11 protein-coding genes are annotated in these 12,271 nt (G+C 61.3%); 7 read left to right on the plus strand and 4 right to left on the minus strand.

Going from position 1 to position 12,271, the window contains the following annotated elements; genetic code table 11:
• Positions 1–139: 139 nt before the first annotated feature.
• The 4 genes from AC3WWR_RS29915 to pdxR all read right to left on the minus strand — a co-directional run bounded on the left by AC3WWR_RS29915 (position 140) and on the right by pdxR (position 5,380).
• Complete coding sequence (locus AC3WWR_RS29915; protein WP_020798549.1) at positions 140–1,207, minus strand: alpha/beta fold hydrolase; 1,068 nt, start codon at positions 1,205–1,207, stop codon at positions 140–142.
• 167 nt (positions 1,208–1,374) lie between these two features.
• Positions 1,375–2,640 (minus strand): MFS transporter, encoded by a 1,266-nt coding sequence (locus AC3WWR_RS29920; RefSeq protein WP_020798548.1) that lies wholly within the window; start codon positions 2,638–2,640, stop codon positions 1,375–1,377.
• Between the two features lie 64 nt (positions 2,641–2,704).
• Positions 2,705–3,760, minus strand: a complete 1,056-nt coding sequence (locus tag AC3WWR_RS29925; protein ID WP_492599299.1) for a sugar phosphate isomerase/epimerase family protein — start codon at positions 3,758–3,760, stop codon at positions 2,705–2,707.
• A gap of 111 nt (positions 3,761–3,871) precedes the next feature.
• Entirely contained in the window at positions 3,872–5,380 is a 1,509-nt protein-coding gene (gene pdxR / locus AC3WWR_RS29930) for a MocR-like pyridoxine biosynthesis transcription factor PdxR (RefSeq protein ID WP_083348859.1), read from the minus strand.
• 232 nt (positions 5,381–5,612) lie between these two features.
• On the opposite strand from pdxR, the gene AC3WWR_RS29935 reads away from it, so the two are divergent.
• From AC3WWR_RS29935 to AC3WWR_RS29965, 7 genes are all read left to right on the plus strand, one after another.
• Positions 5,613–6,593, plus strand: coding sequence for a quinone oxidoreductase family protein (locus AC3WWR_RS29935; RefSeq protein WP_020798544.1), 981 nt, complete (start codon positions 5,613–5,615; stop codon positions 6,591–6,593).
• A 13-nt stretch (positions 6,594–6,606) separates the two neighbouring features.
• Entirely contained in the window at positions 6,607–7,455 is an 849-nt protein-coding gene (locus tag AC3WWR_RS29940) for a TauD/TfdA dioxygenase family protein (protein WP_020798543.1), read from the plus strand.
• Positions 7,456–7,542: 87 nt separating this feature from the next.
• Positions 7,543–8,595: a beta-keto acid cleavage family enzyme gene (locus AC3WWR_RS29945; protein ID WP_020798542.1), complete on the plus strand. Its 1,053-nt coding sequence runs from the start codon at positions 7,543–7,545 to the stop codon at positions 8,593–8,595.
• A gap of 88 nt (positions 8,596–8,683) precedes the next feature.
• The gene (locus AC3WWR_RS29950; RefSeq protein WP_020798541.1) at positions 8,684–10,009 is read left to right on the plus strand and encodes an MFS transporter; all 1,326 of its coding nucleotides are present in this window, start codon (positions 8,684–8,686) and stop codon (positions 10,007–10,009) included.
• Entirely contained in the window at positions 10,006–10,668 is a 663-nt protein-coding gene (locus tag AC3WWR_RS29955; protein ID WP_020798540.1) for a DsbA family oxidoreductase, read from the plus strand. The genes AC3WWR_RS29950 and AC3WWR_RS29955 overlap by 4 nt, the downstream gene beginning before the upstream one ends.
• Positions 10,665–10,991, plus strand: a complete 327-nt coding sequence (locus AC3WWR_RS29960) for a Rieske (2Fe-2S) protein (protein WP_020798539.1) — start codon at positions 10,665–10,667, stop codon at positions 10,989–10,991. Before AC3WWR_RS29955 ends, AC3WWR_RS29960 begins: the two co-directional genes overlap by 4 nt.
• Positions 10,988–11,998, plus strand: coding sequence for a YeiH family protein (locus tag AC3WWR_RS29965; protein ID WP_020798538.1), 1,011 nt, complete (start codon positions 10,988–10,990; stop codon positions 11,996–11,998). Before AC3WWR_RS29960 ends, AC3WWR_RS29965 begins: the two co-directional genes overlap by 4 nt.
• The last annotated feature ends 273 nt before the right edge of the window (positions 11,999–12,271 follow it).

Below are 12,271 nucleotides of genomic sequence, written 5' to 3' on the forward strand. Positions count from 1 at the left end.
TACTTAGGGCCGGGCGGCGTTCCGTTTTTCCAAGTGACTCGCTGTAAGAGCGAAACCCTAGGTGGCCGTTACCGCAGGAATGGATATGTACTCGGTCTACAAAATCCAGCTCGGCTGTCAGCCCCCTATCGCAGGGGCCTCAAAGATGATCCGCATCAATCACCGCCTTGGCGAACGCCTGCGGATCTTCCTGTGGCAAGTTGTGGCCGATGCCGCCGCTGATCAGGCGGAATTCGTACTTGCCGGTAAAGCGCTTGGCGTAATCCTCGGGGGCGGGGTGCGGTGCGCCGTTGGCGTCGCCTTCCAGGGTGATGGTCGGCACGCTGATGGAAGGCGCGGTGGCCAGTTTCTGCTCCAGCGCTTCGTAGCGGCTCTCGCCCTGGACCAGGCCCAGGCGCCAGCGGTAGTTGAACACGGTGATGTCGACATGGTCGGGGTTTTCCAGCGCCTTGGCGCTGCGGTCGAAGGTGGCGTCATCGAAGGCCCATTTTGGCGAGGCCGTTTGCCAGATCAGCTTGGCGAAGTCATGGGTGTTTTTCTCGTACCCGGCGCGGCCGCGGTCGGTGGCGAAGTAGAACTGGTACCACCACTGCAGCTCGGCCTTGGGTGGCAGCGGGTTCTTGCCGGCGGCCTGGTTGCCGATCAGGTACCCACTGACCGAGACCAGTGCCTTGACCCGTTCTGGCCACAGCGCCGAAACGATGTCGGCCGAGCGTGCGCCCCAATCATAGCCACCGAGCACGGCTTGCTTGATTTTCAGCGCGTCCATGAAGTCGATGACGTCGCTGGCCAGGGCGGCCGGCTGGCCGTTGCGCAGGGTTTTTTCGGAGAGAAAATGCGTGTCCCCGTAGCCGCGGGCATAGGGCATCAACACGCGATAACCCTTGGCCGCCAACAAGGGCGCGACTGCGTCATAGCTGTGTATGTCGTACGGCCAACCGTGCAGCAGAATCACCACCGGGCCATCGGCCGGGCCCGTTTCGGCGTACGCCACGTTGAGCAGGCCGGCGTTGACATGCTTGAGCGGGCCAAATGGCAAATCTGCCGCCTGCGTGACGCCAGCCGCTGTCGCAGCAGGCTGTAGGGTAGCGGAGGTTTGTCCGTGAGCGGCTCCCAGGACGCCGAACAGACTCAGCGCGAGGATCGAAGCGCTGATCAGACTGCGGCGGGGTTTACCGGTGTTGTCGTTCTGCTGTGCCATTTTCATCGTGATCTCTCCCTTGCAAACCGCTGGCCAGGGGACCCAGCCGATCCCCTTCAAACCCTGCCTGCATTTGAGCGCGATGACGTATCTAGCCTGTGTCGAAGAGCGGGACCGGTGCAAGCACCTGTATCCCGCCGTTGTCCAGATACACAGTGATACACAGCGTCGCATCAAGCCTGCGCTGCGCTTACCTCACCACTGACCATGGACTTCCTGCGCACCGATTGATACAGCAGGCTGGACACCATGAAGCCAATGATCGCCAACCCGCTCATCAGGCTGAATACATAGGTATAGCCTTGCTCGCCAGGGAAGTGGTCGAGGATCGCGCCGTAGATCACGTAGGCGAACATGCCCGGTGCATAGCCGATCAGGCAGCCGATGCCGAAGGCCGAGCCGGTGATGTGTTGCGGGATGCCGACTTCACCCATCGGCGCCCAGAACACGCCGCGCATGGAGAACACGATCAGCGCGAAGGACAGGGTGGCGGCCATGCCGGCATAGATGAAGCTCGGGTTCTTCGGAATCAGCAGGATGATGCCCATCAGCGGCAGCAGCGCGAGGAACGCCCACTTCAGGTAGCGGCTGGTGCTCTTGAACTGCTTGTCGGCGATGAAACCGCCGGCAGGGCCACCGAGGATCTTCAGGAAGTACTGGTTGATGATGCCGTAGGCGCCCACCAGTGCCACCGGCAGGCCGTACATTTCCTTGAGGTAGGGAATGAAGTAGGTCAGGCCGCAGTAGACGATGTAGACCATGAACACGTTGAGGCTGACCAGCCAGATGCCCGGCACCTTGATGGCTTCGAACAGGTTGGCCAGGCCGTTGCCGGGCTTGGCGGTCGTTTTTGTGCCACCGCTCTTGAGCAGGAACCAGGTCAGGGTCCCGGCCAGAATGTCGATCACCGAGTAGAACAGGATCGCCGATTTCAGGCCGGCTTCGCCCGAACCCATGGCGACGAACACGCCCAGCGCGCAGAAGGCCACCAGCGTATCCACGACCCCACGTCCACCTTCCAGCAGGCCGAACAGCCGACCCTGTTCCTGATCGTCACCCAGGTTGCGGATGGCCTTGAGCAATGAAGGCCAGAAGAGGCAGTCGGCACACACCGCCAGCAGGCTGAACACGATCAACAGGTTATTGAAGGGTGGAAAGGTTGCCAGATACAGCCCCAGGCTACCGGTACCGATCAGGCCGATGGGAATCAGTTTTCGCGTGTCGTAGCGATCGGCGAGCAGGCCGCCGACCACGAACAGCGCAGTGGCGATGATCGCGTTGGCGCTCAGCAACAGGCCGATTTCAGTGTGGCTCAAGCCCATGAATTGCTGCATGGGCACATAGAAGGCGTCCTTGAGGTTGGCCAGTTTGTAGATGGTGCCGCCACCGAGGATCAGTATCAGGAATCTGAGCCATTTGGCCTTGTTTTGAGTTGTCATTATTGTTCTCCGGGTGTAATCGGTTCGAAGCGTCGGGTTCAGGCTTGGGTCTTATTGGGCAGGGTCAGGCCAGGGTCAGCTCGGCCAGGGTGCGCAATTCGGCCAGCACACCGCGTACATAGGCCACCTGGTTGTTCGCCCAGCGGTGCTCGTCGGCCAGCATTCGCTCCAGCGAGAAGCCCGCGGGCAGCGGTGTCTCACTCATTTCTCGATAGGCGATGAAGGGGTCGGCCGCCTCGACGGACTGGCGGAACGCCGGCGCCACGTAGTGGTTTTCCTGTTCGAGGATGAAAGCGATCACCTGCGGGGTCGTGTCGCCCAGCATCAACAGCTCAAACAGCAGGCGGGCGCTGGGCAGGTCGTCTTCGGTGCTGCCTTGCAGCACGCCGTAATGGCCGAAGCCGTTTTGCTCGGGGACAATGCGCACACCCTTGAGGTGCGCCTGGCGGATGTGCGGCGCCAGGTTGCGCAATGCCTGCAGGGGTTGTTCGCAGGCATTGATCATGTTGCCGAAGTCGAAAAGGGCATGCAGGCGAGGGTGGTCGAGGCGCTTGAGCAGTTGCGCGATCTCGTTGCTCTTGAGCTCTTCATGCTGCTCGAAGTCGAAGTACAGGTCGTGCTCATCCGCCTGCTGCGCCAAGTAGCGCAGATCGGTTTCGATCAGGTCAATGACCCGCGACAGCGTTCCCTCGTAGCGCGAGTAGACGCGGATGTTGCGTACGCCCAGGGCGCGGGCGATGGCGATCACCTGGTCGACATCTTTCTTCTGGGTGCTGCTGATTTCCAGATGCACGTCCAGTCCCAGGGCGCGGGCCTTGTCGGCAAACACCTGCAGTTGCGCGGGCGTCATCTGGCTCAGGCTGTTGGCTTCGCCGTCGAGCAAGTGCAGGCTCAGGCCTTGCAACTGGTGGCGATAGGCGAAATCGAGCAGGTCGACGGGGGTGACGCGACCCTGGGTGAGGTTGGTCAGCAGCGGATAGGCGTGGGCAAACAGGCGCAGTTGCGCCAGTCGTTCGAGCAATTGCCGGGCCAGTGCGTCAGTCAGCACGGGCGCCGTGTCTTCCTCGACCACGTTGTGGCAAAGCAAAGCGTTGAATCGTTCCTGGATCTTATTGTTCATTCGAGTCGTTCCTGGTTCAGACACCGGGTCTTGCGGCGCTGCCTTTATCGCGCCAGCCAGGAACTCTCGATAGATCCATTATCAGTTAATTGATAAGACCACTTGTTGTGCTCAAGTGGCCTGCGTCAGGCACCCCATCGCGTCCAGGGCCCGGGCCAGCGCCTCGACGCGCTCCCGGGCCTGGTGTTCGGGGGTGCCGGCAAAGCCGATCAGCAGGGCCGGCGGCAGGATGTGCTCGATGCAGTAGTCGGAGAGGGCGTAGGTGTGGATGTTGTGTTGCGCCAGTTGCTTGGCAATGGCGTCGTCATCGAGCTCGGGAGGCAGCCAGGCGATCAGGTGCATGCCGGCGTCCACCGGGGTGATTCGCAAGAAGTTGCCGAGTTGTTGTTGCAGTTGCTCGACCAGCGCTTGCTGGCGGGCCTGGTACAGCGCGCGCATACGGCGAATATGGCCGAGAAAGTGACCTTCGCGCATGAAATCCGCGGTCACCGCCTGCAGCAGTGTGGCAGGGCTGCGATCCATCACCGCACGCAGGGTGCAGAAGGGCTCGATCAAATCCTGCGGCAGAATCACGTAACCCAGGCGCAACGAGGGGAAGAGCACTTTGCTGAATGTACCGACGTAGATCACCCGAGCCCGTTGATCCATTGCATAGAGTGCCGGCAACGGGCGGCCGTTGTAGCGAAACTCACTGTCGCAATCGTCTTCGATGATCCAGCTATGGTGGTGTGCAGCCCAATCGATGAGTGCCTGACGCCGCGCATAGCTCATGGTTACGCCCAGGGGATGCTGGCGAGACGGTGTGGTAAAAGCCAGGCGAGCTTCAGGGCAGCGGCTCAGTCCTTGCTCGACATCGATGCCCTGTTCATCGATACGCACCGGCACTACTTGACCGCCTTGGGCCTGGAACGCGATTCGCGCGGCGATATGCCCCGGGTCCTCCATCCACACGCTGTCCTGGGGGTTGAGCAACAGCATGGCCAGCAGGTTGAAGGCTTGTTGGGCACCGGAAACGATCACCACCTGCTCGACACTGCAGTCGATGCCACGGGCGTCGAAAACGTATTCGGCAATGGCCTGGCGCAGGGCCAACAGCCCTTGCAGTTCGCCATAGCCGAGCATGGCTTTGCTCGGCTTGTGCAGGTGGCGGTTCATCAGGCGTTTCCAGACCGGTTGCGGGAACGCGTCGTAGGCGCTGTGGCTGGGCAGGAATGAAATGGGCGTTTGCGCCGCCCAACCGGTATAGGAAACGCCACGAAAATGCCGGCTGCGCAACGACAGCATGGACTGGCTCAGATCGGACAAACGAGGGGGCTCGGGCTGCTGTGGTTGCTCGGCAATGCCTCGGCTTTCCCACTCAGTGCCGACGTAGGTCCCGGCCCCGGTCCGCGACGCCAGAAAGCCCTCGGCAATCAGTTGATCGAATGCATTGAGAATGGTGATCCGCGACAGTTCCAGCTCCTTGCTCAAGGTGCGGGTCGATGGCAGGCGCACGCCTCCCTGAATCCGCCCCCCGAGAATCTGTTTGCGAATCTGCAAGTAGAGTTGGCGGTAAAGGGGGATGGCGCTGGCACGGTCCAGCTCGATGCCCGACAACAGCAAACCTGCGGAGGATTTCATTACATGCTCGTCTGGATGGAGTGTGTTTGACCTGGAACGCTGTCAGGCACCCCGTAAGGGTAGCGAGCGGCACTGGAGAAGTCATCCACCGCCGTCATCGCCACAGCGAGCACTGTCATGAAATGAAAAGCCATTGTCGTCTGATGAGAAGCGGCCCACCAGGCAGCATCCTACAGTCCAATCAGCGCAAATCGACGCAGCAGCCAATATTGCAGACTGGAGAATAAGAAAAATGGCCAAGGCCGTACGCTTCTACGAAACCGGTGGTCCCGAAGTCCTTCGCTACGAGGATGTCGAAGTCGGCGATCCCGGTCCAGGCCAGGTTCGACTGCGTCATGTGGCGGTCGGCCTGAACTATGCCGACACCTACTTTCGCAATGGCACCTACCCAATTCCGATGCCCAACGGCATGGGGGTCGAGGCGTCCGGTGTGGTCCAGGCCATCGGCGAAGGCGTGACCAACGTCCAGGTGGGGGACCGCGTCACCTATACCGGTTTCCTCAACACCCTTGGCGCCTACAGCACCGAACGGCTGATTGCGGCCGCGCCGCTAATCAAGCTGCCGGAAACCATCAGCTTCGAAACGGCGGCGGCGATGACCATGCGCGGCCTGACGTCTTCGTACCTGATGCGCCGCATCTACGACTTCAAGGAAGGTGACAGCATTCTGCTGCACGCCGCCGCTGGCGGTGTCGGCCTGATCGTTTCGCAGTGGGCCAAGTTGCTCGGGCTGAACGTGATCGGCACGGTGTCGACCGAGCAAAAGGCCGAGATCGCCCGGGCTCACGGTTGCGACCATACGATCAATTACAGCCATGAAGACGTCGCTGCACGCGTTCGCGAATTGACCGACGGCGTGGGCGTCAATGTGGTGTTCGACAGTGTTGGCAAGAACACCTTCATGGGTTCGCTGGATTCGTTGAAACCCCGTGGCCTGATGGTCTGCGTGGGTACTGCATCCGGGCCGATCCCGGCGTTCGACCCGGTGATGCTGGCGATGAAAGGTTCGCTGTACCTGACCCGTCCGGCCCTGGCCAACTACATCAGCGACCCGGCCGAAAAAGCCGCCCTGGCTGGTGAGTTGTTCGATCACGTCGGCAGTGGCCGGATCAAGATCGAGATCAACCAGCACTACGCCTTGCAGGATGCGGTACAAGCGCATCGTGACCTTGAGTCGCGCAAGACAACCGGTTCGTCGATTTTCGTCATTTAAGGAGCGGCCAGCCATGAAAGTCGAACAATTGACCTATAGCATCGGCGCCGAACTGATCGGCGTGAACCTCGCCGACGCGGTGCATGACGACGGTCTGTTTGCCGAGATTCGTGCCCAGTTGCTCAAGCATCGGGTGGTGTTCCTGCGCGACCAGGACATCACTCGCGCCGAACACGTGGCCTTCGCCCGGCGCTTCGGCGAACTGGAGGACCATCCGGTGGCCGGCAGCGATCCGGAGCACCCGGGGCTGGTGCGCATCTACAAGAACCCGGACCAGCCGATGGACCGCTACGAAAACGCCTGGCACACCGATGCGACCTGGCGCGAGGCACCGCCGATGGGTTGCGTGCTGCGCTGCGTGGAATGCCCACCGGTCGGTGGCGACACCATGTGGGTCAACATGGTCGAGGCCTACGCGCGCTTGCCTGAAGACGTAAAGCTGAAGATTGCCGACTTGCGCGCCCGCCACAGTATCGAAGCGAGCTTCGGTGCGGCGATGCCGATCGAGAAACGCCTGGCGCTCAAGGCCATGTACCCGGACGCCGAGCATCCGGTGGTGCGCACGCACCCGGAAACCGGCGAGAAAGTGCTGTTCGTCAACGCCTTCACCACCCACTTGAGCAACTACCACACCCCTGAACGGGTGCGCTTCGGCCAGGACGCCAACCCCGGCGCGAGCGATTTGCTGCGCTACCTGATCAGCCAGGCGTATATCCCCGAGTATCAAGTGCGCTGGCGCTGGAAACCCAACAGCATCGCCATCTGGGACAACCGCAGTACCCAGCACTACGCCGTCATGGATTACCCACCGTGCCATCGCAAGATGGAGCGCGCCGGGATCATCGGCGACAAGACGTACTGATCGACCCTTTCTGCATACGCACTCGTAAACACGCCTGCCCGGCACGCATCCGGGTGGGCGGGACAATCATAAGAACTGGAGTAACTCATGCAATTCTTCGACGATTCCCTGCACCCAGAAAACATGGAAAAAGTGGTCATCACCGTGGCCCCGTACGGCCCGGAATGGATGCCGGAAGACTTCCCGGAAGACATCCCGTTGACCATGGACGAGCAAGTCCAGAAAGCGGTCGATTGCTATGAAGCCGGCGCCACGGTCCTGCACCTGCATGTACGTGAACTGGACGGCAAGGGCTCCAAGCGCCTGTCGAAGTTCAACGAGCTGATCGCCGGTGTGCGCGAAGCCGTGCCGGACATGATCATCCAGGTGGGTGGCTCGATTTCCTTCGCCCCGGAAAGTGATGGCGAAGCCGCCAAGTGGCTGTCCGACGACACTCGCCACATGCTGGCCGAGCTGACGCCAAAACCGGACCAGGTCACGGTGGCGATCAACACCACCCAGATGAACATCATGGAGCTGCTGTACCCGGAATACCTGGAAGGCACTTCCCTGGCCAACCCGCTGGTCCAGGCTGCCTACAGCGAAATGACCGTACCGGCCGGCCCAGCCTGGGTTGCCGAGCACCTCAAGCGCCTGATGGACAACGACATCCAGCCGCACTTCCAGCTGACCGGCATTCATGCCTACGAAACCCTGGAGCGCCTGGTGCGCAAGGGCATCTACAAAGGCCCGCTGAACCTGACCTGGATCGGCATCGGCGGTGGTTTTGATGGTCCGAACCCGTTCAACTTCTTCAATTTCATCCACCGTGTTCCGGATGGCTGCACCCTGACCTCCGAATCGCTGCTCAAGAACGTGCTGCCGTTCAACACCATGGCGATGTCCATGGGGCTGCACCCGCGCGTTGGCAACGAAGACACTATCATTGATCACAAGGGCGAGCGTTTCGGCTCGGTTGCGCAAATCCAGCAAACCGTGCGCATTGCCCACGAACTGGGTCGCGAAATCGCCACGGGCAAAGAAGCCCGCGAGATTTATCGCATCGGCGTGAAGTACGACAGCATCGAGCAGACCCTGCTTGCCAACGGTATGTCGCCCAACCGCAAGGCCGGGCAAAAAGGTGTGCCGCAACGCGGCTGACCCGTGGTGCGCACGAGAGGCCGTGACCCCTCGTGCGCACTGCAAAACGCTTGATAACAAAAATAAATAAAAGCTTTGAGGAGGCTGCATGGCCTTTCACCCAATCGCCGACGATGACGACGCTGGTTGCGTCAACGTTGCGCGTAAATATGCCTGGATTGTCTTCGCACTGACGTTCGGCCTGTTGATTTCCGACTACATGTCACGCCAGGTGCTGAACGCGGTGTTCCCGCTGCTCAAGGGCGAATGGGCCTTGAGCGACGGGCAGCTTGGCCTGCTCAGTGGCATTGTCGCGCTGATGGTTGGCCTGCTGACATTTCCGCTGTCGCTGATGGCTGACCGCTTTGGCCGGGTCAAGAGCCTGGCGCTGATGGCGATGCTGTGGAGCCTGGCCACGCTGGGTTGCGCGTTGGCGCAGGACTATCAGCAAATGTTCATCGCGCGGTTCATGGTCGGCGTCGGCGAAGCCGCCTACGGCAGTGTCGGCATCGCGGTGGTGATTTCGGTGTTTCCGAAACACATGCGGGCGACCCTGGCCAGCGCGTTCATGGCGGGCGGGATGTTTGGCTCGGTGTTGGGCATGGCGTTGGGCGGTGCTATCGCCGCCAAGCTTGGCTGGCGCTGGTCGTTCGCTGGCATGGCGCTGTTTGGTTTGCTGCTGGCAATCCTGTACCCGATCATCGTCAAGGAAGCACGCATTGCGCCCAAGCGAGCAGCCCAGTTGGCGAACAAGGTAGCCGCGGCCAAGCGTCCGCTGCGTACGCTGTGGTCCAGTCGTTCGGTGGTGGCTACCTACATCGGCAGCGGCTTGCAGCTGTTCGTCGGCGGCACGGTAATGGTGTGGATTCCCAGCTACCTCAATCGCTACTACGACATGCCCACGGACAAGGCTGGCGGCATGGCCGCAATCATCGTGCTGTGCAGTGGTACCGGGATGATCCTGTGCGGCATGCTCAGCGATCGCCTGTGTCGCAACTCGCCGGAACGCAAGGTCAGCCTGGCCATCGCGTTTTGCCTGGGCAGTTGCCTGTTGCTGTCGGCGGCGTTCGCGCTACAGGCAGGGCCGTTGCAGCTGGCACTGATCTGCCTGGGCATGCTGATTGCCACCGGTACCACCGGCCCGGCTGGCGCGATGGTTGCCAACCTGACCCATTACTCGGTCCATGGCACGGCCTTCGCCACGCTGACATTGGCCAACAACATGCTGGGACTGGCGCCAGGACCGTTCATCACCGGAAGGGTGTCGGACCTCATCGGCCTGCATGCCGCTTTTCAACTGGTGCCACTGGTCAGCCTCGCGGCAGCGGCCGTGTTCTTCTACGCCAAGTGTCATTACCACAAAGATATTGCCCGTCTTCAGGGTCAGACCGTGCCTGACCGCGTCAGCCAAGCCGGGTTAGAGGTGAAGTTGTGAGTCGTCGTCTACAGATTGATGTGTTTTTCGATTTTATCTGCCCCTGGTGCCTGATCGGCAAGCGCCAGCTGGAGCATGCGCAGGTACAGTTTCGCAGTCGCCACCCGGATGTGCAGATCAGCACGCAGTGGCATGGCGTGCAGTTGCTGCCTCAGTTGCCGGTAGAAGGTGAGCCTTTCGCCGATTTCTACCGCAAGCGCCTGGGCAATGCCGACGCCATGACCATGCGTCAGGCCCAGGTACAACGGGCTGCCGCGGCGGTTGGACTGAACATCGACCTGACCCAGATCGAGACGATGCCCAACACCGCCGATGCCCATCGCCTGTTCGAGCGGATCAGCGCATTGGGCAATGCTGCCCAGTGTGAAATGTTGCTCGAGCGGCTGTTCGCCGCTTACTTCCGCAAGCGCGAGAACCTGGGGTGCCACGAGACTTTGCTCGCCATCGCCCGCTCCTGCGGTTTCGATAGCGACGCTGTGCTCGATTGCCTGAAGGGCGATGCCACGCCGTTTGCAGGATCACCTGGTGCGACCAGTGGTGTGCCGAGCTTCCAGTTCGACCGGCGCATAACGGTGATCGGTGCACAACCTGCCCAGGCGCTGCTCAGCGCGATGAACGAAGCGCTCAAGGAACCTGAGCACGAGCGGCAGCCGGCATGACCCGGCGCATTCCCGTACCTGTCGGCAAACATCCGCAGGCCGGTGGCCGGGCGCTGTTCGAGTTCGAGGACAAAAGCCTGGCGTTGTTCAACGTCGACGGACAGCTGTTTGCCATCGACGACAGCTGTCCGCACCAGGGCGCCTCGCTGTGTGGCGGACGTCTCGAGGGGCGGGTGATCCAGTGTTGCGCCCATGGTTTGCGCTTCGATTTGCACAGCGGCTACCTGCTCAATTCCAGGCAGGTCAAAGTCAACAACTACCCGGTCGAGATCATCGACGGCCAGGCGTTCATCGTCATAGTTCCTGAGGAGTCCGCGCCATGAGCGCCATCGCTCTTACCCGCATCCATAGTCGCACGCGCGAACTGGCCCCGGGCTTCATCGTCAGTCTGATCGTGGCTGCCGCCGCGTCGTTCTTGTCCGAGCACTACGGTGCGCCCGTCATGCTGTTTGCCCTGCTGCTGGGCATGGCCCTGAATTTCCTCGCCGGTGATGGCGTCTGCAAGGCCGGCATCGAGTTCACCGCACGCACCGTGTTGCGAATCGGCGTGGCACTGCTGGGCATGCGCATCACCCTCGAACAGATGGCGGCGCTGGGCTGGAAGCCGGTGGCCCTGGTGGTGATCCTGGTGGTGGTGACCATCGGCGTGTCGGTAATCGCGGCCAAGGCGCTGGGCTTTCAGCGTTTGTTCGGCATGCTCACGGGTGGGGCTACCGCGATCTGTGGTGCATCGGCCGCATTGGCGCTGGCGGCAGCGCTGCCTAATCACCCGCAGAAAGAACGCGCGACCCTGTTCACGGTGATCGGAGTCTCGGCGCTGTCGACGTTGGCGATGATCGTCTACCCGATGATCGCCAATTGGCTGCAACTGTCGCCGCAAGTGGCCGGGGTGTTTCTTGGAGCGACCATCCACGATGTGGCGCAGGTGGTCGGTGCCGGCTACAGCATGTCAACCGAGACCGGTGACACGGCGACAGTGGTCAAGCTGATGCGCGTCGCCATGCTGCTGCCGGTGATCGTCACCGCCGCGATGATCACGCGCATGCAGGGCGCCGATCCGACCGGCAAGCGGCCACCGTTGCTGCCATGGTTCGCTGTCGGTTTCCTGATTCTGGCGTGCATCAACAGCACCGGGTGGATAGCCCCGGCGGTGCAGGGCTCGATCAATGAGCTGTCGCGCTGGTGCCTGGTGGTGTCCATCAGTGCCTTGGGCATGAAGACCCAGCTCAAGGAGCTGGCGGCGGTGGGCATCAAGCCGATCCTGCTGATGGTGGGGGAGACGGTGTTCCTCGTCGTGCTGGTGCTGTTGTTGCTGCACTGGGGCCTATGACTGCCGACGTAAATCGTTTTCTGGCAGAGGACCGCACCGCAGTTGGCTCCTAGCTGCGGTGGTGTTCTCCACCGGTGTCGATGACACTGGTTTTTCACGGCGACTGTACCAGCAGTCGCCGTTTTTTTTGCCCGGTGGGCCTGTGTGAAATTTTCTGTCGGAGTACATATCCATTGCTGCGGTAACGGCCACTTAGGGTTTCGCCCTTACGGCGACTCCCTTTTTCAAACGCCGGAGTGCCGGCCCAGCAAAAAGGAAGCAAAAGGCTTTGCC

The sequence above is a fragment of the Pseudomonas sp. EB271-G4-1 genome (assembly GCF_058791355.1).